Annotated in this window: 25 protein-coding genes; 12 read left to right on the forward strand and 13 right to left on the reverse strand. The window is 63.3% G+C overall.

Features of this window, described 5'->3' with window-relative positions; translation table 11 throughout:
- Window positions 1-109: 109 nt before the first annotated feature.
- Window positions 110-400: a DUF3509 domain-containing protein gene (locus ACIPZH_RS15575; RefSeq protein ID WP_241806572.1), complete on the forward strand. Its 291-nt coding sequence runs from the start codon at window positions 110-112 to the stop codon at window positions 398-400.
- Window positions 401-403: 3 nt separating this feature from the next.
- Here the strand turns inward: ACIPZH_RS15575 and ACIPZH_RS15580 are convergent, their stop codons facing one another.
- Complete coding sequence (locus ACIPZH_RS15580; protein WP_039604338.1) at window positions 404-874, reverse strand: phosphate-starvation-inducible protein PsiE; 471 nt, start codon at window positions 872-874, stop codon at window positions 404-406.
- Between the two features lie 227 nt (window positions 875-1101).
- Here ACIPZH_RS15580 and ACIPZH_RS15585 point away from each other — a divergent pair, with 227 nt between their 5' ends.
- Entirely contained in the window at window positions 1102-1365 is a 264-nt protein-coding gene (locus tag ACIPZH_RS15585; protein WP_400636783.1) for a YebG family protein, read from the forward strand.
- A gap of 28 nt (window positions 1366-1393) precedes the next feature.
- Here the strand turns inward: ACIPZH_RS15585 and ACIPZH_RS15590 are convergent, their stop codons facing one another.
- Window positions 1394-2413, reverse strand: coding sequence for a Glu/Leu/Phe/Val dehydrogenase dimerization domain-containing protein (locus ACIPZH_RS15590; RefSeq protein ID WP_400629222.1), 1020 nt, complete (start codon window positions 2411-2413; stop codon window positions 1394-1396).
- 125 nt (window positions 2414-2538) lie between these two features.
- On the opposite strand from ACIPZH_RS15590, the gene ACIPZH_RS15595 reads away from it, so the two are divergent.
- The gene (locus tag ACIPZH_RS15595; RefSeq protein WP_400636785.1) at window positions 2539-3345 is read left to right on the forward strand and encodes a SirB1 family protein; all 807 of its coding nucleotides are present in this window, start codon (window positions 2539-2541) and stop codon (window positions 3343-3345) included.
- On the opposite strand, the gene maiA is transcribed toward ACIPZH_RS15595, so the two are convergent.
- From maiA to hmgA, 3 genes are read right to left on the reverse strand one after another with little or no spacing between them, the layout of a single operon-like run.
- Window positions 3339-3971 carry a maleylacetoacetate isomerase gene (gene maiA / locus ACIPZH_RS15600; protein ID WP_400636786.1) on the reverse strand — a complete coding sequence of 211 codons (633 nt, stop codon included), beginning with the start codon at window positions 3969-3971 and terminating at the stop codon, window positions 3339-3341. The two genes, ACIPZH_RS15595 and maiA, sit on opposite strands and share 7 nt — an antisense overlap.
- Before the next feature lie 12 nt (window positions 3972-3983).
- Window positions 3984-5276, reverse strand: coding sequence for a fumarylacetoacetase (fahA, locus tag ACIPZH_RS15605; RefSeq protein WP_400636788.1), 1293 nt, complete (start codon window positions 5274-5276; stop codon window positions 3984-3986).
- 3 nt (window positions 5277-5279) lie between these two features.
- Complete coding sequence (hmgA, locus tag ACIPZH_RS15610) at window positions 5280-6581, reverse strand: homogentisate 1,2-dioxygenase (RefSeq protein ID WP_400636789.1); 1302 nt, start codon at window positions 6579-6581, stop codon at window positions 5280-5282.
- Window positions 6582-6695: 114 nt separating this feature from the next.
- Here hmgA and ACIPZH_RS15615 point away from each other — a divergent pair, with 114 nt between their 5' ends.
- Window positions 6696-7478 carry an IclR family transcriptional regulator gene (locus tag ACIPZH_RS15615; RefSeq protein ID WP_400636791.1) on the forward strand — a complete coding sequence of 261 codons (783 nt, stop codon included), beginning with the start codon at window positions 6696-6698 and terminating at the stop codon, window positions 7476-7478.
- Between the two features lie 244 nt (window positions 7479-7722).
- Here ACIPZH_RS15615 and ACIPZH_RS15620 read toward each other — a convergent pair whose 3' ends face one another.
- The 3 genes from ACIPZH_RS15620 to ACIPZH_RS15630 form a co-directional block, all read right to left on the reverse strand.
- Window positions 7723-8634 (reverse strand): SDR family oxidoreductase, encoded by a 912-nt coding sequence (locus ACIPZH_RS15620; protein WP_400636793.1) that lies wholly within the window; start codon window positions 8632-8634, stop codon window positions 7723-7725.
- 113 nt (window positions 8635-8747) lie between these two features.
- Window positions 8748-9656 (reverse strand): alpha/beta fold hydrolase, encoded by a 909-nt coding sequence (locus ACIPZH_RS15625; protein WP_400636795.1) that lies wholly within the window; start codon window positions 9654-9656, stop codon window positions 8748-8750.
- Window positions 9657-9865: 209 nt separating this feature from the next.
- A complete protein-coding gene (locus ACIPZH_RS15630; protein WP_400636796.1) occupies window positions 9866-10321 on the reverse strand; it encodes a flavodoxin in 456 nt (151 codons plus the stop codon).
- A gap of 101 nt (window positions 10322-10422) precedes the next feature.
- Between ACIPZH_RS15630 and ACIPZH_RS15635 the strand changes: the two genes are divergently transcribed.
- Window positions 10423-10863, forward strand: a complete 441-nt coding sequence (locus ACIPZH_RS15635; protein WP_241806561.1) for a PAS domain S-box protein — start codon at window positions 10423-10425, stop codon at window positions 10861-10863.
- Window positions 10864-10909: 46 nt separating this feature from the next.
- Complete coding sequence (locus tag ACIPZH_RS15640) at window positions 10910-11527, forward strand: hypothetical protein (RefSeq protein WP_400636798.1); 618 nt, start codon at window positions 10910-10912, stop codon at window positions 11525-11527.
- Here the strand turns inward: ACIPZH_RS15640 and ACIPZH_RS15645 are convergent.
- Complete coding sequence (locus ACIPZH_RS15645; RefSeq protein ID WP_400636800.1) at window positions 11512-12450, reverse strand: MerR family transcriptional regulator; 939 nt, start codon at window positions 12448-12450, stop codon at window positions 11512-11514. The genes ACIPZH_RS15640 and ACIPZH_RS15645 overlap by 16 nt on opposite strands.
- A 212-nt stretch (window positions 12451-12662) precedes the next feature.
- On the opposite strand from ACIPZH_RS15645, the gene ACIPZH_RS15650 reads away from it, so the two are divergent.
- The 4 genes from ACIPZH_RS15650 (at window position 12663) to ACIPZH_RS15665 (ending at window position 14633) form a co-directional block, all read left to right on the forward strand.
- Window positions 12663-13223 (forward strand): antibiotic biosynthesis monooxygenase, encoded by a 561-nt coding sequence (locus ACIPZH_RS15650; protein ID WP_400629204.1) that lies wholly within the window; start codon window positions 12663-12665, stop codon window positions 13221-13223.
- A gap of 77 nt (window positions 13224-13300) precedes the next feature.
- On the forward strand, window positions 13301-13993 hold the full coding sequence (folM, locus tag ACIPZH_RS15655) for a dihydromonapterin reductase (protein ID WP_267820971.1): 693 nt from the start codon (window positions 13301-13303) through the stop codon (window positions 13991-13993).
- A 9-nt stretch (window positions 13994-14002) separates the two neighbouring features.
- Entirely contained in the window at window positions 14003-14299 is a 297-nt protein-coding gene (locus ACIPZH_RS15660) for a DUF1244 domain-containing protein (RefSeq protein ID WP_241806558.1), read from the forward strand.
- On the forward strand, window positions 14292-14633 hold the full coding sequence (locus tag ACIPZH_RS15665) for a HopJ type III effector protein (RefSeq protein WP_241806557.1): 342 nt from the start codon (window positions 14292-14294) through the stop codon (window positions 14631-14633). Before ACIPZH_RS15660 ends, ACIPZH_RS15665 begins: the two co-directional genes overlap by 8 nt.
- Before the next feature lie 24 nt (window positions 14634-14657).
- Here the strand turns inward: ACIPZH_RS15665 and ACIPZH_RS15670 are convergent, their stop codons facing one another.
- Both ACIPZH_RS15670 and fabV read right to left on the reverse strand, forming a co-directional pair.
- Complete coding sequence (locus ACIPZH_RS15670; RefSeq protein WP_400636802.1) at window positions 14658-15566, reverse strand: alpha/beta fold hydrolase; 909 nt, start codon at window positions 15564-15566, stop codon at window positions 14658-14660.
- A gap of 89 nt (window positions 15567-15655) precedes the next feature.
- Complete coding sequence (fabV, locus tag ACIPZH_RS15675; RefSeq protein ID WP_241806555.1) at window positions 15656-16855, reverse strand: enoyl-ACP reductase FabV; 1200 nt, start codon at window positions 16853-16855, stop codon at window positions 15656-15658.
- A gap of 322 nt (window positions 16856-17177) precedes the next feature.
- Here fabV and ACIPZH_RS15680 point away from each other — a divergent pair, with 322 nt between their 5' ends.
- Window positions 17178-18356 carry an acetyl-CoA C-acetyltransferase gene (locus tag ACIPZH_RS15680; RefSeq protein WP_400629307.1) on the forward strand — a complete coding sequence of 393 codons (1179 nt, stop codon included), beginning with the start codon at window positions 17178-17180 and terminating at the stop codon, window positions 18354-18356.
- A 218-nt stretch (window positions 18357-18574) separates the two neighbouring features.
- Entirely contained in the window at window positions 18575-20086 is a 1512-nt protein-coding gene (locus ACIPZH_RS15685; protein WP_400636803.1) for a methylenetetrahydrofolate reductase C-terminal domain-containing protein, read from the forward strand.
- Here ACIPZH_RS15685 and yjiA read toward each other — a convergent pair.
- Complete coding sequence (yjiA, locus tag ACIPZH_RS15690) at window positions 20022-20999, reverse strand: GTPase (RefSeq protein WP_400636804.1); 978 nt, start codon at window positions 20997-20999, stop codon at window positions 20022-20024. The genes ACIPZH_RS15685 and yjiA overlap by 65 nt on opposite strands.
- A gap of 72 nt (window positions 21000-21071) precedes the next feature.
- On the reverse strand, window positions 21072-21269 hold the full coding sequence (locus tag ACIPZH_RS15695; protein WP_008094130.1) for a YbdD/YjiX family protein: 198 nt from the start codon (window positions 21267-21269) through the stop codon (window positions 21072-21074).
- Between the last annotated feature and the right edge of the window lie 11 nt (window positions 21270-21280).

A 21280-nucleotide genomic window follows, 5' to 3' on the forward strand; every position in this document is an offset into this window, starting at 1 on the left:
AGTGGCTAATTGCCTTGCCCTGTTGATGCCAGGCTACCGATCAAATGCCCTGAACCAACCCGGCACCTACCCGGTCAATTCCTGCAATCACCTATTGCAGGCCCAGACCATGAACAATCCATTCGAGCAGATCAGCGCCGCCTTCGCCCCCGAGTACCGCGTCAACCTGAGCATCGAGCGCCTGGACGGCAGCATCATGCTGACCTTGTCCGATGATGCCGGCGTGGTCGCCAAGCGCCTGATCACCCAGGCCCAGCGCAACGACCCGGTGCGCCTGCAGCGGGTGATCGACAGCATCCGCCTGGGCCTGGCCATCGAACTGGGGCAGAACCCTTTGCAGGTGCTGGCCGCCCTCACCCGCGACCCGCGCCAGCAGCCAAGTCACGCCATCGCCAACTGACGGCTACTTGCCGTCTTCCACTGCCTTGCCATTGGCGTCCAGCACCTTGGTCGAGGGGTAACGGTAGGAGGCGTAGCGCACCACCAGGATCGAAAACGCCAGCAGCAGGATGCCCCCGCACAGGTACAGCAGCCCCTCATCCGGCGCCTTGTGGTGCGACACATCACCGATCAGCAGGCGCGTCAGCGCGGTGATCGCCACATACAGCAGGAAGCGGATAGGCATGTGGTTGGTCTTGAAATAGATCCCGACCATCGCCCCGAGCTCCAGGTAGATGAACAGCAACAGAATGTCATCGACGCTGATGCCACCCTTGCCGAGCATGTCCAGGAACGTCATCACCGCCGCGTAGGCGGTAATGGCGCCGATGCCGAACAGGGCAAGGTAGTGGAACCCTTCTACACACAGATTGCCCAGCGAGTCGGCCGAGCCGTGCAGGCCCTTGCGCAGCTTTTCTGCCCATTTGATGTTCACGATGTGCGATTCCCCGATACGACATGAAGGATGGTGCGTCACGCATGTGACGCTTGTGCCATGCAGTTAAAGGGCCAGGCCCCTGCTTTGGAAGGCGGCCAATTGCCGCAAGGCACCTGTGGGCTACGCTTTTTTGCGGCAAGGGTTGCACCTGAGGTGCGATTGCCATTACTGTATGCGCATACAGTAATCGTTCAACCAACCGCAAAAAGGCACAGAGGTGATGAATGGCCGTCGAAGTGGTGTACCGCAGCAGCCGCGACCCGGAGCGCTTGTTCATGGATAAGGCCGAAGCAGATCGTCACGACAAGATGCTCGAACTGGCCGAGCGACTGGCCGAGGTGCTGCAGAAGGCGGTGCCTTCGCTGTCCGAGCAGCAGGTCGAGGAAGCTGGCATTTACATGGCGAAGAACCGCGACGTGTTCGCGCGGGCATTCAAGAGCCAGCCGGACGCCTTGAGTGAGTTGTTGGAAACTGACGCGGCCCAATGATCTGCGGCGGCGGGGCCGGCGTGCAGCGTCAGCCGTATAGCAACCGCTCGGCCAGCATCTGCGCCACGCGCGCTGGTGAGCGCTTTTCGGCCTGGGCGTGGGCAAACACCTCGGTCAGGCGCGTCGGGATGCGCGCCAGGTGCGCGGTGATGGTACCCAGCTCCTCGCCGCGGTGCTTCATTGCCACGTAGATCAAACCACCGGCATTGATCACGTAGTCCGGGGCATAAAGAATCCCGCGGGACTCCAACTGGTCAGCCACCTGCAAGGTGGTCAGCTGGTTGTTTGCCGCCCCCGCCACCGCAGCACAGCGCAGTTGCATCACCGTCTGGCCATTGAGTACCGGGCCCACGCCACACGGCGCAAAAATGTCGCAGGGCGTACTGATCAAGGCGTCGTTGGTCACCGGATGGGCGTTGAACTGCTCCACGGCCAGCCGCACCCGACCGGGGTCCAGGTCACTCACCAGCAACTCGGCACCTGCTGCGTACAATTGCTCAGCCAGTGCATAACCCACATTGCCCAGGCCTTGCACGGCAATGCGCAAGCCTTTGAGGTCGCTGCTGCCCAGGCGGGCCAGGCAGGTCGCACGGATGCCGGCAAACACGCCCAGCGCCGCATGCGGCGAGGGGTCACCCGAGGCCGTTGTGCTGGTCACATGGGGCGTGCTCTGGGCGATGCAATCCATGTCCAGCGTGGAGGTGCCGCTGTCCACAGCGACGATGAAACGCCCCTGCAGGGTATCGATGCAGTGCCCCAGCGCTTCGAACAGCGCCGCGCGGTTTTCCACGTGCGGGTTGCGCATGACCACCGCCTTGCCACCCCCCAATGCCAGCCCGGCCAGCGCCGCCTTGTAGCTCATGCCTTGCGCCAGCCGAATGGCATCGGCCATGGCACTCTCGTCGTCTGCATAGGGCAGGTAGCGGCAACCACCCAGCGCCGGGCCGCGAATCTCGTTATGAATGGCCAAAACCGCCTTGAGGCCGGTTTGGGGGTCATTGAACAGGTGCAGTGACTGGGTGCGGGTGCTTTGCATCAGCGCGAACATCGGCGGGCTCCCCTGCGAGGTGCTCCTAGCAGTATAGGCATCCGCATGCAGGCCAAGCTGCTACCGGACCACTGGACGAATCAGCCCGCCAGCGCTATTACTCAAGGGTATGTGGAGATGCCCCGATGAACCCACGCCAAGCCTGCCTGGCCTGCCTGGAACGCGAACCGGTCGCCTTGCTGGAGGCTGCCTTGTGGATGGCCGCCGAGCACGATCACAAGGTCGAGCCTGCCACCAGCCTTGCCAGCCTGCACCACCTGCAAGCCGAAATCAGTGCCAGCCTGCCGATGCTACCGGTGTGCGAGCTGGCTCAGCCACTGTTGCGTCAACTCAATGCGCTGGGCTTCCAGCAGGATGAATACCACCCTCTGCGCCCGCAGGCAGCACTGATGGACAAGGTTTTGCAACGCCGCCGGGGCCAACCGCTGGCGCTGGCCATCATCACCCTGGAACTGGCCCGGCGCCTGTCCATAGCGCTGGAGGGTGTGGCATTCCCAGGGCACTTTCTGCTGCGCGTACCCGGTGCCGATCACCTGCTCGACCCTTGCGGTGGCCGGCGCCTGTACCCCAATGATTGCCGCGAGTTGCTGGCCCGCCAGTTTGGCCCGCACGTGCCACTGACAGCCGAGCACCTGCGAACGGCTACCCCGGCCCAGATGCTGCAGCGCCTGTCGCGTAATTTGCGCCAGTTGCATATCAGCAATGACAACCACCTGGCCGCGCTGATCGACGCCGAACGGGTCATGCAATTGGGCCCGGTGCAAGTGAGCGACTACATGACCCGCGCCTCGCTCTACCAACACCTCGACTGCCCCCAGGCCGAACGCTTCGACCTGGAGCATGCCTTGCTGCTCACCGAGGATCCGGTGCAGCGCCTGAAACTGACCGAACGTATCGGCCAGTTACCGCTGGCGAAGCGTTCGATTCATTGAGCCGGTGTATCCGCCTGGCAGGACGGGTGCGCCATGGCGAATGCAGCATGCCTGGCGGCCAATGCCATGACCCGGCGGATGCGCGGATAGCTGCCAAGGTCGACATTGAATCGCTCGGCCGCATACAGTTGCGGCACCAGATAGACATCCGCCAGCCCCGGCGCCTCACCAAAGCAGTAGCCATCGTCGCCGATCCGTTGCTCTACAGCCGCCAGGCCTTGGCCAATCCAGTGGGCGATCCACTGGTTGACCTGGGCCTCGTCATGGCCCAACTGGCGTAACTGGTTGAGCACACTGACGTTGTGCAACGGGTGGATGTCGCAACCGATGATGGCCGCCACACCGCGCACCTTGGCCCTCGCTGCAGCGCCACTGGGCAACAGCGCAGGCTGTGGATAAACCTCTTCCAGGTACTCGATGATCGCCGACGACTGCACCAGCAGCTGGGCATCGTCGGTACGCAGCGCCGGGACCCGGCCCTGCGGGTTCACCGCTGCATACTCGGTGCCGCGCTGCTCGCCCTTGAGCAGGTTGACCGGCAGGGCCTGGTAATCCAGGCCCTTGAGCGCCAACGCGATACGCACCCGGTAGGAAGAGGTGGAACGGTAGTAGGTGTACAGCTCCATTACCCTGCTCCCTCAGTTGGCGGCAATGACCTTGCCGCGGCACTCACCAAAGCCGATGCTGGCCACGCCATCCCGCTTGCAACGGGCACGCAGGATGATTTCATCGCCGTCCTCGAGGAACTTGCGCTGCTCGCCACTGGCCAGCTCCACCGGCTGCTTGCCACCCAAGGTGGTCTCCAGCAGGCTGCCGTAAGCATCGGGCGAAGCACCGGACAGCGTGCCCGAACCGAACAGGTCGCCTGGCTGCAACTGGCAGCCGTTGACACTGTGATGGGCGATCAGCTGTGCCACGGTCCAGTACATGTTCAGGGTGTTGCTCAGCGCCAGGCGGTGGGCCGGCAAGCCCTGTTCACGCATGCGCTCGGTCAGCAGCAGCACTTCCAGTTCGATGTCGAAGGCACCGTGGGCCTGATCACGCGGGTCGAGCAGGTAGGGCAACGGTTGCGGATCACCTTGCGGGCGTGCCGGCTGGGCGCAACGGAAAGGCTCCAGGGCCTCGGCGGTGACCACCCAGGGCGACAGCGTGGTGATGAAGCTCTTGGACAGGAACGGCCCCAGCGGCTGGTATTCCCAGGCCTGGATATCACGCGCCGACCAATCGTTGAGCAGGCACAGGCCAGCCAGGTGCTGATCGGCTTGCGCGATCGGAATCGCCTGCCCCATCTCGTTCCCCTGGGCAATCCAGATACCCAGCTCAAGTTCGTAATCCAGGCGCGCGCACGGGCCGAAGGTCGGTTCGGTGTGCCCGGCGGGCAGCGTCTGGCCCTTGGGGCGGCGTACATCGGTGCCGGACGGGCGCAGGGTCGAGGCGCGGCCGTGGTAGCCGATCGGCACGTACTTGTAGTTGGGCAGCAGTGGGTTATCGGGGCGGAACAGCTTGCCGACGTTGGTGGCGTGCTGAATGCCGACATAGAAATCGGTGTAGTCGCCGACCTTGGCTGGCAGGTGCAACTGGCAATCGCTGGCAGGATGCAGCGCCCCTTTGAGCACCGCCTGGTGCTCGCTGTGTTCGCCCAACAACGCCAACAATCGCTCGCGCAGCGCCACGCGGGCCTCACGGCCGAGGGCGAAAAAGGCGTTCAGCGCACCACCACGGGTAGCCTCCACCGCAGCCTTGGCCTGGCCCTCGAACAGCCCGGCAGCCAGTACGGCCTCCAGGTCGAGAACCGCATCACCGATGGCAACGCCGCAGCGCGGCGTTTCACCTGGGCGGCTGAAGATGCCCAGCGGCAGGTTCTGCAGCGGGAAGTCGCTGTGCCCGTTGGCGTGCTCTACCCAACTACGGGCAATGGCGGACTGGTGCATGGGTTATCTCCGGTTCGGGTTGAAGGTGCTCGGCAAGGTGGCCCAGCAACTATCGTAGTCGGCCTGCAACTGCGGGCATTCGAGGGCCTGCAGGCTCGGGCGCAGCACCTGGCTGGTCTCGAACATGAAGGCCATGGTGTTGTCGATCTTGTGCGGCGCGAGGTCAGCCGCGATGGCTTTCTCGCAGGTCTCGGCATCGGGCCCGTGGGCGCTCATCACCCCGTGCAGCGACGCGCCGCCGGGCAGGAAACCTTCGGCCTTGGCATCGTAGGCACCGCTGATCAGCCCCATGAACTCGTTCATCAGGTTGCGGTGGAACCACGGTGGACGGAAAGTATTCTCGGCCACCATCCAGCGCGGTGGGAAAATCACGAAGTCCATGTTGGCCAGACCGTGCACGCTGGTCGGTGAAGTCAATACGGTGAAGATCGAAGGGTCGGGGTGATCGAAGCTGACCGTGCCGAGGGTGTTGAAACGGCGCAGGTCATACTTGTAGGGCACGTTGCTACCGTGCCAGGCCACCACGTCCAAAGGCGAATGCTGCAGCTCGCAGGCCCAGTGTTCGCCCAGGAACTTCTGCACCAGTTGCACCGGGCCTTGAGCCTCCTCGTAGTGCGCGACCGGGGCCAGGAAGTCTCGGGGGTTGGCCAGGCCATTGCTGCCGATCGGGCCCAGGTCCGGCAGGCGCAATGGCGCGCCGTGGTTCTCGGCAATGTAGCCACGGGCCTGGCCATCAGGCAGTTCGACGCGAAACTTCATGCCGCGCGGTATCACCGCGATCTCCTGCGGCTCGACCTCCAGCAGCCCCAGCTCAGTGGCGATGCGCAGGCGGCCCTGCTCCGGCACGATCAGCAGTTCACCGTCAGCATTGAAGAACACCCGCTCCATCGAGCGGTTGGCGCAGTAGATGTAGACACTCACCCCCGCCGGTTTGTCCGCAGCCGAATTGGCTACCATCGGCAGCCAGCCTTCGATGAAGTCGGTTGCTTCAGCCGGGATCGGTTGAGGGTTCCAACGCAGGCGATTGGGGGTGACGGCGCCCAGCGGCCCGTTCAGTGGCTGACGCGCCAGCCGTTCGAAGCGCGGGTGCAGGGCGGAGGGGCGGATGCGATACAACCAGGTCCGGCGCAGTTCGCTGCGCGCCATGGTGAACGCCGTACCCGACAGCAGCTCGGCATACAGGCCATAGGGGGCCTTCTGCGGAGAATTCTGCCCGATGGGTAGGGCCCCAGGCAGTGCTTCACTGGCGAATTCATTGCCGAAGCCGCTCAGGTACTGAAGGTCGGGCGACGTGTCGCAGTTCATCGATGCCTCCGGATTTTATATTTATCGTAATCAGATTACGAATAACGTAATTTGCTCCGTGTCATGCGTCAAGCTATAAAGGCGCGACTCGACGAATCCGGAAACCCGTAACCCATGGCCAAAGCCAGCCCCCCCACCGACAACGGCAAGCAGAAGGTCCGCTCGGCGGAAGTCGGCACCGACATCCTCAAAGCCCTCGCCGAGCTCTCCCCGTCTACCTCCCTGTCGCGGTTGGCCGAGCACGTGCAGATGCCCGCGAGCAAAGTGCACCGTTACCTGCAAGCGCTCATTGCCAGTGGCTTTGCCGAACAGGATGCGGCCACCAACCACTATGGGCTTGGCCGCGAAGCATTGCGCGTGGGGTTGGCAGCGTTGGGTAGCATCGATGTGCTGAAGCTGGCGGCGCTGCCTTTGTCGCAGTTGCGCGACGAACTCAACGAAAGCTGCTTCATCGCCGTGTGGGGCAATCAGGGGGCCACGGTGGTCAGCATCGAGCCTGCTGTACGGGCGGTCACGGTGGTGACCCAGATCGGTTCGGTGCTGCCGCTGCTCAGCTCGTCCACCGGCCTGGTGTTTGCGGCCTATCTGCCTGAGCGCGAAACCCTGGAGCTGCGCGACAAGGAACTTGCCGTGCTGCAGCAGAGCGCGAGCGATTACGACCGGCTGCTGGCAGGCATTCGCGAACGGGGCCTGCACCATGTGCACGGTTTGCTGATGCCGGGCGTGGATGCGCTCTCGGCGCCCGTTTTCAATGCCATGGGGCAGATCGCTGCGGTGATGACCGTAGTCGGGCCGACCTCGATCTTTCACGCCGATGAACATGGGCCGGCGGCGCAGCGCCTGCTGGCAGCGGCGGGCAATACCAGCTGGCGCATGGGTTACTCGCCGAAGGCCTGAGAGGGGCGATGGCACTGTTGCCTGGAACGTAAAGGTGAATGTCGCAAGGGGCTATTTTTCCTGCCTGATCAAGCGCTTATTCTAGGATCACTGGCCGGCATGAAGGGCCCTCCCCCCGCCTTTCAGGCCTGCTAGGTTCACCGACGTTGATTTTGAAGCTCCTTGATCTGACGTCTCGATTGGCCGCTGCGCTTGCAGCGGCCTTTTTTTATTCATAGGGCGTTTGGGGCGTGGCGGACGCACGCTACAGCGGATAGCGCTGCAGGTTCGCCATCATCTGCTGCAACGCCTGCAGGCTGTCCTGCGGGTGTACCGCGTCAGCGAAATCACCCATCTGGTTCCAGCTGTCGGCCACCTGCTCAGGGCTGAACCCTTCCCTCGGGTCGAAGCCGACACCCAGGCTACGCTCCCAGCGCACCTTGCCTATCCAGCCTCCGCCTACCTCGAACAGCTCACCGCTGCTCTGGCACTGCTCGCTGCCCAGGTAAACCACCAAGGGGCTGACCAGTTCAGGCTTGAGGCGCTCGAACACCTGTGCCGGGATCAGCCCTTCGGTCATGCGCGTGCCACCGGTGGGCGCGATGGCATTGACCAGCACGCCGTGCTTGCGCCCCTCGATGGCCAGGGTGCGGGTCAAGCCATACAACCCAAGCTTGGCCATGCCGTAATTGGCCTGGCCGAAGTTGCCATAAATACCAGAGGTCGAAGCGGTGAAGATCACCCGCCCCCAGTTCTGCTCGCGTAAATGGGGCCAGGCAGCCCGGGTAACCTTATAGGCGCCCTCGACATGGACCCGGTAGACCTGATCCCAGTCACTGTCGTCCATCTTGTGGAAGGTCTTGTCGCGCAGGATGCCGGCATTGTTGACCAGCACATCGACCCGACCAAAGCTGTCCAGCGCCTGTTCGACGATGCGTGCGCCGTCACTCACGGAGTCGTGGTTGGCCACGGCCAGGCCTCCCGCGGCGCGGATCTGCTCGACAACCCGGTCAGCCGCCGAAGCACTGGCACCTTCCCCATGGGTAGAGCCACCAAGATCGTTGACCACCACCTTGGCGCCACGCGCGGCGAACAGCAGGGCATGGGCGCGGCCCAAGCCACCACCGGCTCCCGTGACGATCACCACACGGTCTTGCAGACGTACCGGCTCGCTCATGCTTCTGGCTCCAGATAGGTTGAAGGCCTCGAGTGTCCACCAGCCTCTGCCGGCGGACAATCAAGCTCACTCAGGCTGAATGCCAGGCGATAACGCGCCACGATGTCAGTCGCTCAGGACCAGGCCACTTTTTGCGGGACGTAGCGCAGCGGCTGTTCGCGAAACGCCAGATAATGGCGCAGTACCTGCACAGGGGCTTCGGTGTGCGGGTAATGGCCTATGCCTTGCAATTGCACGATGTCCGGGTTGGGCACCAGTTGCCCGTAACGCTCGACCATCTGCGCACCGCTCAGCGGATCGACCACACCGTTGATCAAGCGCAGCGGCACGCCGTCACGCTGCAGCGCCCCCACCCAGCGCTCGCGATGCAGCCTGCGCTCGGTCACGAAACCCACCAGCTTGTGCAGGATGCGAGTGCCGCTGTTGGCCGCGATCAGGCTCCAGAAATCATCCAGTGCGCTTTCGCTGGGGTGAGTGCACGGCCCGTAGACCTGGCTGACGTTGCGCACCAGGTCGTCGCGCCCGAACGAGCGCGCCACCAGCCAACCCAGGCGGCTGAGCAGCAGCTTCTGTATCAACAGTACCCGGCAGCTTTCAGGGAACAGACCGCTGTTGAGAAACACGCAACTGGCGATGTCCGCACTCTGCTGTTCATGGTGCCGCGCCAGCAACTCCTGGGCCACACTGCCGCCGTAATCGTGTGCCAGCAGGTGCACGGGCTGGTCGACCTTGAGGTGGGCCAGCAACGCCTGCTGCAGGTCGGCTTGCTCGATCAGGCTGTAGCCATGGTTGAGCGGCTTGGCCGAATCGCCAAAGCCGAGCATGTCGCAGGCGATGACGCGAAAGCGCTGGGCCAGCGGCGCCCAGAGGTAATGCCAATCCCAACTTGCGGTCGGGAATCCATGCAACAGCAGCAGAGGCTCTCCTTGCCCTGCGGTCCAGTAGCTTATGCTCTGGCCCCGGAATGAAAATTTCTGACTCCGGGTACGCCAGACGCACAATGGTATCTCGGCCAAAGGCATCAGATTCGTCCCGGTATGCAACGGTTGTGGTGGTTATAGGGCAAGGCTGCGTTCATTGCATGTCACCTCGGCACATACATGTGCTCTCTATGTCGAGGCTGAGTCTAGTCAGCCACCAACTCGGTGAAACTTGCGTTGACAGCCAGCTTGATGACCGAGCGAGTCAGTGGCACGAACGGTCATGGCCCATGGGCGTCGCCACTACAGCCTCAAGCCTCCAGGGCCTGGGCAAATGCCGCCAACCACGGTTCGGCGTCAGTCTCCGGGGTTACTGTCTCGCTGGCATCGAGCGTGAGCATCGGCTGCACTTCACGCACACCCAGTTCGGCGAACAACTCTCGCATCTGCTCACCACCGCCGCAGTAAGTATCGCCATAACTGGAATCGCCCAGCGCGATGACCGCCCCCGGCAGGCCACGCCAGGCAGCGGGCAGGGTGTCGCGGATGCTGCTGTACAGCGGCATGAGATTGTCCGGCAGCTCACCCATGCCGGTGGTGGAGGTCACTGCCAGCAAGGCTTCTGGGGCAAAGCCTTCGAGATCCTGCTGGGGGGCGCGGGCTGCGTGCCAGGCGTCATGGCCTGCAGCTTTGAGCAGCGACTCGGCGTGACGGGCAACTTCTTCGGCAGTACCGTACACGGAGCCGGAAATAATGGCGATTTTCATCGGGAGATGGATTCCGAAACTGAGTGAAAACGTAGGATACTAGCATCCGACGGTGGCAAAAGGCCGCCTACCCCTACGCCCTCTTGCCTACTGGCCCGGACATGATCAACGCACAACTGCTGCAATCGATGGTCGATGCGTCCAACGACGGCATCGTGGTAGCCGAACAGGAAGGCGATGACACCATTCTGATCTACGTCAACCCGGCGTTCGAGCGCCTGACCGGCTACAGCCGCGACGAGATTCTTTACCAGGACTGCCGTTTTCTGCAGGCCGATGACCGCGACCAGCTTGCCCGTGCACGCATTCGCAAGGCGCTGGCCGACGGCCGCCCCTGCCGCGAGGTACTGCGCAACTACCGCAAGGACGGCAGCGCCTTCTGGAACGAGTTGTCGATCACGCCGGTGACATGCGATGCCGATAACCGCACGTATTTCATCGGCATCCAGAAAGATGTCAGCCGCCAGGTCGAACTGGAGCGTGAACTGGCGCAGATGCACGTTCGTCGGGATTTCGACGAGCGCCCGGAACCAAGCGCCTAAGGCAGGGTCAATCCCGTTGAAGAAGTCGCCAACTCCGAGCTCGATCATGCACGCCAATGCGCTTTTGACCCAGGACGAACTGGATTTCATCCAGGACATGCAGCATTCCCCGCAATTGAACCAGACCGACCCGATGTCGAGCCTGCTGGTCAATGGCGATCGGCGCATCCAATCGTTGCTGGCTCGCCTGGTAGCCAACGAGCAAGTGACCCTGCAGGCCCAGTTCAACAACCAGCAGATCAATTTCCCCCTGCAACTGGTGGAGGACGAGTTCCACGCCGTGCATCTGCAGATCGGTTCGCCGGAAATCTACGAAGACGGCCCGATGCTGCGCCCTTGGCGCCTGTCGATGGAACAGCCCACTGCGCTGCTGGATGGGCAGGGCAAGGTCAGCGGGCTGTTCGTGCGCGAGATATCTTTCAAAGGGGCGCTGCTGGAAATTCGCGGCCTGCCTGAAGCGCCTTCACGCTTCGACCTGCGCTTCGCGCCAGCGGGCATCCCGGCTATCACACTGCACGGCAGGCTACGCCGGCGTATCGGCTCGGATCTCGCTGCCTACGACCTCAGCCGCAGCCTGGCGCAAGAAACCGAGCGCTTGCGTGAATACATTCTGCAGGCCCATCGTCAGGCCCACCCGGAGCTGCACGCTCAGCTGTCGAGCTGACCGGCCAGGTATTGCCGCAGGCGCCGCCGCATCACGCTCACCTCTGCCCCCAAGCACGCCACCGGGCTGCCTGCCAGGCTTTCCTGGGCCAATTCGGCAGCTTCCCCCGCCAGTAACAATGGACACTCGAGCCCAACAGCCATCCGGCTCAAGCGCTTGCTGAGCTCTGCGGTGGGCGCCTGGTTGGAGAACAGCACCAAAGCGTCAGGCCTGAGCTTTGCAGAGACGACCGCCAACTCATCCAGCGGCTGCCCAGGCGCCAACAGCGTCACGCCGATATCATCGCTGCACAACAGCAGGCCGGTGACCAGCAGCTCCAGCTCCAGGCACTGCCCCGATAGCGGCGCCAGAAGCACGCAGCGGCTGTGCTGCCGACGCGTGACTTGCAGGCGCGAGAACACTCGGGCACGCAAAAACTGATCGAGGAACAGCCACTCGCTGGCCTGGCCGAACGCACCTTGCCCCGCCGCCAGGTCGTGCCAGACGGGCATGAATACATCAGCGAAAACCTGGTCCTGGCTGATGCAGGCAAACACCTGGTCGAACAACTGATCAAGGCTTGCGGCATCGAAGCGTTGCACTGCCTCGCGCACTTGCGCCTGCCAGCGCAGGGCAGAATCGGCTGCAAACGCGTCACCCGCGCTCGCCTGATCACGCGCCAGAATACTGCCTACCTTGCTGACCGCCACGCCGCGCTCGAGCCACCCGACGATGCGCCGGATATCGTCGATGTCCGCCAGCGAATACAGGCGGTGGCCGCTGTCGGTGCGTGTTGGCTGGATCAGCCCATAGCGCCGCTCCCAGGCACGCAGGGTCACGACATTGACCCCGGTGAGCCGGGAAACTTCACGTATGGGGAACAGGTCCTGATGCTGCAGGCCTGCTTCGACTTCCGCTGTAAGTCCCTGATTGTCGATCTGCACTGAATGACCTGTGCGCAATAAATTGGAGGTGCAGTCTACTACGGGAGCAAAGGTCGCAGGTTACCCAGCCACTGCAGCAGGCAGTTGCCAATGACGTTCAATCAGCCATAATCCGCGCCCGATTCTTGCATAGATGCTTGTGTCGCCCACCACCCCGGGCCACACAGCCAAGGGGCCGGCTACCCGCCAGCCCCGTCGCCAGGAGATACACGATGTCTACCCCACCCGTCACCCTGATGGTGTCGCGCCGCGCCGCCCACGGCCGCTACCAGGACCTGCTGGCCTGGCTGCACGAAGGCGAGCAGCTGGCCACCGACTTCCCCGGCTACCTCGGTTCGGGCATCCTCGCGCCGCCCCACGACAGCGATGAATTCCAGATCATTTTCCGCTTCAGCGACGAGCCCACCCTGCACGCCTGGGAGCATTCGGCGTCGCGCCGCGCCTGGCTGCAGCGCGGCAACGGCCTGTTCGAGCGCCCCAAAGAGAGGCGCGTCAGCGGCATCGATGACTGGTTTGGCAGCAATACAGTGCAAAAACCACCCCGTTGGAAACAGGCGGTAGCGATCTGGTTGGCATTCTTTCCCGTGTCGCTGTTGTTCAACGTGCTGTTCGGCCACTGGCTGAACGCACTGGAACTGCTGCCGCGGGTGATGCTCAGCACCTTGGCACTCACGCCACTGATGGTGTACCTGTTCATCCCGCTCTCCACCCGCCTGCTGGCCAGCTGGCTGCATGCTTCGCCTGCCTCAGGCGCCGCTCTGCGCAGCCGCTGAGGCGAGGCCGCACACGAGGGAAACAGTTCGGGTATGCTGGGCGGCAACGACAGGAAAGACAAGTTGACCGCCCGCACATGAACAGCCCAATTCTCGTTACCGGAGCCAGTCAGCGCGTCGGGCTGGCCTTGGCCCTCGAGCTGGCAGAGGCCGGCCATACCGTGGTCAGTGCCAGCCGCAGCGTGCAGCCCCAGCCTGCGCACCCGAACATCGTGCAGTTCCAGGCCGACCTTTGCCTGGCGGCCGAACGCCAGGCGCTGATCGACTACCTGCAGCAGCACTACGATGGCCTGCGCGCGATCATCCACAATGCCTCCTTGTGGCTCGACGATGGCCTGGACAACCTGCAGACCATGTTCCGCCTCCACGTCGAGGCGCCCTACCACCTGAACCTGGCGCTGGGTGATTTGCTGAACAAGGTCGACAAGGCCGATATCATCCACATCTGCGACGAAACGTCCTCGCGTGGCAGCAAGAGCCATATCGGCTACGCCGCCACCAAGGCAGCGCTGCAGAACATGGTGCTGTCGTTTGCCGAAAAATATGCGCCCAAGGTGCACGTCAACGGTATCCTGCCCGGGCTGCTGATCCTCAAGGAAGGGGGCGACGAAGCCTATCGCCAGCAGACCCTGAAAAAGGCCCTGCTGGAATTCGAACCCGGCCCAGGCCCGCTGATCGAGACGGTCAAATACCTGCTCGACAGCCAATACAGCACCGGCAGCCAGGTGGTCATCAACGGTGGCCGCCACCTGAAGAATCGCATGATTTGAGAGAACCCCATGACAGCGCAAGAACAACTCGAACTCGAGGCCGCCGCCTTCCGGCGCCTGGTCGCACACCTGCAGAACCGCACCGACGTGCAGAACATCGACCTGATGAACCTTTCCGGTTTCTGCCGTAACTGCCTGTCCAAGTGGTACAAGGCCGCGGCCGACGAACGCCAGGTCGACATCAGCCTGGATGACGCCCGTGAAGCGGTGTATGGCATGCCCTACGCCGAATGGAAAAGCCAGTACCAGAAAGAAGCCAGCGCCGACCAGCAAGCGGCGTTTGAAAAAGGAAAACCTCGTGACTGATCTGAACACCCTGCGCGCCAGCCTGGCCAGCGGCGAACACGCCTTTGCCGACACCCTGGCGTTCATCGCCGCCAACTACAGCTACCAACCACAGGCCTTCACCAACGGTGGCGTGGAAAACGCCGCCGGGCAGAACGAAGGCTCGTGCAAGACGCTGGGCCTGGCCCTGCTGGAGGGCCTGAGCGACCAGGAGGCGTTGCTGGCCTTCGGCGAACACTACCGCGACGTGGTGGCCACGCCCCAAGGCACCGACCATGGCAACATCCGTGCGCTGATCTCGCATGGCCTGGCGGGGGTGAAGTTCACCGCGCAGCCGCTTTCGCGCAACGCCTGATACTGCCGGGCGGGGCAGGCCGCATCAGCTGATGACCTGCCCCGGCCCTCCGGCCGGCAACCCGCCGCGCTGCACCCACGCCAGCGCAATCGGCCACAGGCTCTCGCGGAACCGGTCATGGAAGAACGCGAAGTGGCCAATGTCCTCGACCGCGATATCCACAGGGGCGATCCGCAGATGCCGACGCTCTGCGCCCTGCAGATAACCTAGCAATCGCTCCGTAGCGGCCACCGTGCCAAACGGGTCATCGGTCAGGCTGATCGCCAAGGTTGCAGCCCGCACCTGAGCAAACGGCAAATGCTGCAACTGGCGCCCGCTGGGCCTTTGCTCGTAGCGTGCAGTAGCGGTAGTCCAGTCCTGCACCACACCTGCAGGCGTGTCTTCCATCCAGCCCAGGCGCTTGCCGGGGAAGTAACCGAACACGCGGGTCAGCAAGGGCATCGCCACGTGCCACTTGCCAAACAGCCGCCATCGCTGATCGGCTGCATAGTCGCGCCAATAGGCGAACTGCGCCCCAACCATCAGCACCCGCCTGATCCGCCCGGCAGACGGCGCCAGCCCCACGGCGCAACCACCGAAGCTGTGCCCCACGACATCCACCGGCTGGCAGGGAAATGCCTGGCTGGCGTGTACCAGCATCGCTTCGAAATCCAGCCTGCCCCAGTCGCTCCAGGAGGCCTGGAACCCACGCAAGGAAGGCGGCCGGGATTCGCCGATGCCGCGGTAATCGTAGGTCAACACATCGCAGCCTTGGGCGAACAGGTAATCGGCAAAGCGGGTGTAGTAGCGGCAGCGCACGGACGTGGCGGCGTTGATGATCACCAGCGGGCGCTGGGGATTGGCTTGGGCGTGGCGCCAGCAGAAACCACCAAGGCTATAGCCGTCGGCTGTGGTCTGGCGAAAAGGCGTGGCCGGCTGGGTGAGGCTGCTCATGGCGCGCTTCCTGTTGTCGTGCGCCAACGCTAGCAAAAAATTCGGGGGCTGTACCGGCCCTTTCGCGGGGCCGGTACAAGCCAAGGGGCTTACAGCTCGACGCAGTCGAACTTCACCTCGGTGGCCACATCTTCGTCGTAGTTGACGTCAGCGCGCTCGAAACCGAACAGGTTGAGGAACTGCTTCTTGTAACCGGCGTAGTCGGTCAGTTCGAACAGGTTCTCGGTGGTCACTTGCGGCCACAGGGCCTTGCAGGCGCCCTGCACGTCTTCGCGCAGTTCCCAGTCGTCCAGGCGCAGGCGGCCCTTCTCGTCCAGCTCCGCCGCGGCGCCGTCAGCACGGTACATACGGTCACGGAACATGCGGTCCAGCTGGTCCTGGGTGCCCTCGTGAACGCCCTTCTCCTGCATGATCTTGAAGACCATCGACAGGTACAGCGGCATCACCGGGATGGCCGAACTGGCCTGGGTGACCACCGACTTGAGCACCGCCACGTTGGCGCTGCCACCGACCTTGCCGGCCAGGCGCTGGGCGGTTTCGTCCAGGTCCTGCTTGGCCTTGCCCAGGGCGCCATGCCAGTAGATCGGCCAGGTGATGTCGCTACCGATGTAGCTGAAGGCTACGGTGCGAGCCTGTGGCGCCAGCACGCCAGCGGCGTTCAGGGCATCGATCCACAGCTCCCAGTCCTGGCCGCCCATGACGGTGACGGTGTCTGCGATTTCCTGCTCGGTGGCCGGCTCGATGCTGGCCTCGATGATGGTGTCCTTGTTGGTGTCGATGGCGGTCGACTTGTACGGCTGGCCGATCGGCTTGAGGGCGGAGCGGATCACTTCGCCGGTCTGCGGCAGCTTGCGCACGGGCGAGGCCAGGGAGTAGATGACCAGGTCGACCTGACCGCCCATTTCGTTCTTGATCAGCTCGATGACCTTGGCGCGTGCTTCATCGGAAAAAGCGTCACCGTTGATCGACTTGCTGTACAGGCCCTCGGCCTTGGCGAACTTGTCGAAGGCAGCAGCGTTGTACCAGCCGGCAGTGCCAGCCTTGGTCTCGGTGCCTGGCTTCTCGAAGAATACGCCCAGCGTATCGGCCTTGAAGCCGAAGGCTGCGGTAATGCGTGCCGCCAGGCCGTAGCCGCTGGATGCACCGATGACCAGGACCTTCTTCGGGCCATCCTCGCGCACGCCCAGCTTGCGGGTGGCTTCGATCTGGTCACGGACGTTCAGCTCGCAGCCCTTGGGGTGGGTCGTGGTGCAGATGAAACCGCGAACCTTAGGATGAATGATGGCCAATGTCTGTACCTCGTCAGGTTTATGCCGGGGAAGCGCCGCCTCGGGCGATTCCGATTGATCAGAGGGTGAGACTACCCCCACAGGTTATCCGACACATATTACGGGGTGATCGGAGGGATGCAAAACGATGCGCCCCCGGCAAGCCCTCATGCGCTGGCAAGCACCGGTGGCAACTACCCAGAACCGGACACCCGTTCCGGTGCCATTCATTGGGTTTTCACATCAATGGCAAAGAAAAACAAACTTAACAAATGAGCCAAACCCGCCGAAGCTGGTGGCCCTGCGCCCGCTGGGCGACCACCTGCACACGGAGAACAACAAGATGAACGATGTGGTCATCGTCGCCGCAACCCGTACCGCCATCGGCAGCTTCCAGGGGGCTCTGGCCAACGTGCCTGCAGTAGACCTGGGCGCTGCCGTGATCAAGCGCCTGCTGGAGCAGACCGGCCTGGACCCGGCTCAGGTCGATGAGGTGATCCTCGGCCAGGTACTCACCGCCGGCGCCGGGCAGAACCCCGCCCGCCAGGCCGCGATCAAGGCCGGCCTGCCCTTCAGCGTGCCGGCACTGACCCTGAACAAAGTCTGCGGCTCGGGCCTGAAGGCCCTGCACCTGGCAGCCCAGGCCATCCGTTGCGGTGACGCCGAGGTAGTGATCGCCGGAGGCCAGGAAAACATGAGCCTGGCCCCCTACGTGATGCCGTCGGCGCGTACCGGCCAGCGCATGGGCCATGGCCAGTTGGTCGACAGCATGATCAGTGACGGGCTGTGGGATGCTTTCAACGATTACCACATGGGCATTACGGCCGAGAACCTGGTGGAAAAGTACGGTATCAGCCGTGAACAGCAGGATGCGTTCGCTGCCCAGTCGCAGCGCAAGGCGGTGGCTGCCATCGATGCCGGCCGCTTCAAGGACGAGATCACACCCATTGTGATGCCGCAGAAAAAGGGTGACCCCAAGGTCTTCGACCGTGACGAGCAGCCACGCCCTGACACCACCGCCGATTCCTTGGCCAAGCTGCGCCCGGCCTTCAAGAAAGACGGCAGCGTCACTGCTGGCAACGCTTCCAGCCTCAACGACGGCGCTGCTGCGGTGCTGCTGATGAGTGCAGGCAAGGCTAAAGCCCTTGGCCTGCCGGTATTGGCCAGGATTGCCGGCTACGCCAGTGCCGGGGTCGACCCGGCGATCATGGGTATTGGCCCTGTGTCAGCGACCCAGCGCTGCCTGGACAAGGCTGGGTGGCAATTGGGCGAGCTTGACCTGATCGAGGCCAACGAAGCCTTCGCTGCCCAGGCGCTGGCGGTGGGCAAGGCGCTGGAGTGGGATGCCGAGCGGGTCAACGTCAACGGCGGGGCGATTGCCCTTGGCCATCCGATCGGTGCTTCGGGGTGCCGGGTGCTGGTGACCTTGCTGCATGAAATGATCAAGCGCGACGTCAGGAAGGGGTTGGCCACGCTGTGCATCGGCGGCGGCCAGGGGGTCGCTTTAGCGATCGAGCGTTGAACCTGGGTCAAGGCCCGAGGTTGTTCCAGGCCGCCGAAATCGGTGGCCACCCGCTTCTGACCCGCTCATAGGGTTCAATGCCATTTATTGGCCTATTGGCTGATGATGGAAGGCCACGAGCACGTCTCGTTCAGAGCAACCTCGTGCGCTTCCAGACATGCCCGCGCCTGAGACGCGTCGCACAATGCTTCCCTGACAAATCCAGGTGCCCCACTGCCATGAGCCTGCTTAGATCGGCGCTGCGCGATAAAACCTTCGTCTGCGTCATGGAATTCGTGCCCAAGCCGTCGGCCGAACGCTTCGCCGCGATGGAGGCAATCTTGGCCCGTGGGCACTTGTGCGGCTGGCCAATGACCGTGGCCATCGGCGACCGTGTCGGTAGCCCGCTGGACCTCTCGCCATTGGACGCCCTGTCCAGCTTCAGTAAACCGGTCCCTGCCCTGCCGCACTTTTCCGGCAAGGACCGTGAACGCCATGACCTGCTGGCGCAACTGAAAAGCATGGACGCCGCCGGTCTCGACCAAATGCTGCTACTGACCGGCGATCGCCTGCCCGGCCACCAGCCAGGCGAGCGCCCAGTGCGTTATCTGGAGTCGGTCGCGGCACTACAAATTGCACGCGAGGCCTGCCCCCACTGGCTGCTGGGGGCTGCACTCAACCCCTTCAAATACCGTGAGGAAGAAGGCGGTGCGCAGTACCTCAAGGCGCAGAAGAAGCTCGCTGCGGGCGCCGACTTCCTCACCCTGCAATTGGGTTTCGATGCCAGCAAGCATCTGGAGGCCATGCAGTGGATGGGCCGTCAGGTCGAACCCAAGCCTCTGCTGGCCTGCCTGATGAGCCTGAGCCATGGCCGTGCCGCGATGCTCGAGCATGTCGCCGGCGTTACCGTCTCGCCGTCGATGCGCGAGATGCTCGAGGCTGAAGCGGCCGTCTCCAAAGCCTACGCCCAGGCACGCAGCGTCGATCGCCTGGCCCTGCAGATCATTGGCGTAAAGTCGATGGGGTATGCCGGGGTGCACCTTTCCGGGGTTCATGAGCTCAAGCAACTGCTCGCCCTTGAGGCGCGTATCCAGGACTGGCAAGCGCGTATCCATTCACAGGCACAGTGGGCAACGGCCTGGGCCGAGAGCTGGCAGATGCCAGGCCTGCCGGCGGTGACCTTCAACCCACCACAAGCAGCCTGGCGCCAAGGCCAGTCGCAGGTCAGCGCAACCGCCAGGGAGAAACTGCGTTATCACCTCTTGCATGGGTTTCATGCCCTGTTGTTCAGCCGTAACAACTGGCTGAGCAAGGCCTTTGGCTGGGCCGTGCGCCGGCCGCTGTGGGCCAGCGACAACGGCGCCCGCTGGCTGCACAGCCTGGAACGCAGCGTGAAGCGCCCGTTGCTGGGCTGCGACACCTGTGGCCGGTGCCGCCTGGAAGACACGTTGTACGTCTGCCCTGAAACCTGCCCCAAGGGCCTGGCCAATGGCCCCTGTGGCGGTACTGCGTTGAACCGCTGCGAGTTCGGCGACCGCGAGTGCATCCACAGCGTCAAATATCGCATTGCCAAAGCCGTACAGCAGACCGAGGTGCTCGCCGAGCGGCTGATCCCCTGCATCGAGGTACACACGCGTCACCGCAGCTCATGGCCGCAGTGGTTCGCCCCCCAGGCGCCTGGCCGGCTCAGCCCGCGGCCAAAGCTTCGAAACCCGCCCGAATCTTCGCCTCAGGCAGTTCATCGGCAATGAATACCATCACGCTTTCGCGCGTTTCGCCTTCGGCCCACTCGGCGTCCCAATCGAAACCGTAGAGTTTGAGCACGCCCTGGAATACCAGGCGACGGTCTTCTCCGGCAATGTTGAGCACACCCTTATAGCGCAGCAGTTGCTTGCCGTGCGTCTCGAGCAACTCGTTCATGAAGTCGCTGAGGCGGTCGATGTCCAGAGGGACCTCGGTACGCAGCACCAGGGTCGAGATGCGGTCAGGTGTGGCGGGTCTGAACACTGGGCGCAGGGTTGGCCTGAGGTTGGCGCCCAGGTCAGGGTTGAGGTTGAACCCGCGCACATCGAGCAGTTCGGCCAGGTCGATACGACCATGCTCGACCACGCGCATCGCTGCACGGCCATTGATACGTGCCAGGCGCTCGCGCAGCGCCTCCACCACCGCAGGCTCGACCAGGTCGGTCTTGCTCAGCAACAGGCGGTCGGCGAAGCCCACCTGGGCCTGCGCGATGGTCTGGGTCAGGTGCAAGTCGGCATGAGCCGCATCGACCAGGGTAATGATGCCATCGAGGATATAGCGGTCGCGCAGTTCCTCTTCGACGAAGAAGGTCTGCGCCACCGGCGCGGGATCGGCCAGGCCGGTGCATTCGATCACCAGGCGATCGAAAGCGATCTCCCCGGCGTCCAGGCGTTCGAGCAGCAGGAACAGGGCACGGGTCAAATCGCCGTGAATGCTGCAGCATACACAGCCGTTGGCCAGGGTCATGACCTGCACCGGCTCGTCACCCAGCAGCTGGCTGTCGATGCCTGCCTCGCTGAACTCGTTCTCGATCACAGCGATTTTCAGGCCGTGCTCGGCTTTTAGCATGTGTTTGAGCAACGTGGTCTTGCCGGCACCGAGAAAACCGGTGAGCACGGTTACGGGAATGGGCGTCTGCACGCAGAAATCTCCTGAAGCTGAAAATGACTGTGGGAGCCCACAGGCTCCCACAGGTTCACGCAGTGTGCCGAATCAGCAGCACTTCGGGCCAGACTTGCCACCGTAGCGGGCTTCCTGGCGTTCCCGGAAGAACGCCTCGTAGCTCATCACCGGCTTGTCCGGGTGCTTGGTCTGCATGTGCTCGACATAGTTGTCGTAGTCGGGCATGCCGACCATCAGGCGGGCAGCCTGCCCCAGGTATTTACCCAGTCGACCCAGGTCGTTGAACATCGCAGCATTCC

Source organism: Pseudomonas sp. NPDC089758 (assembly GCF_044748705.1).
In the GTDB taxonomy this organism is placed as follows: Bacteria; Pseudomonadota; Gammaproteobacteria; order Pseudomonadales; family Pseudomonadaceae; genus Aquipseudomonas; species Aquipseudomonas putida_X.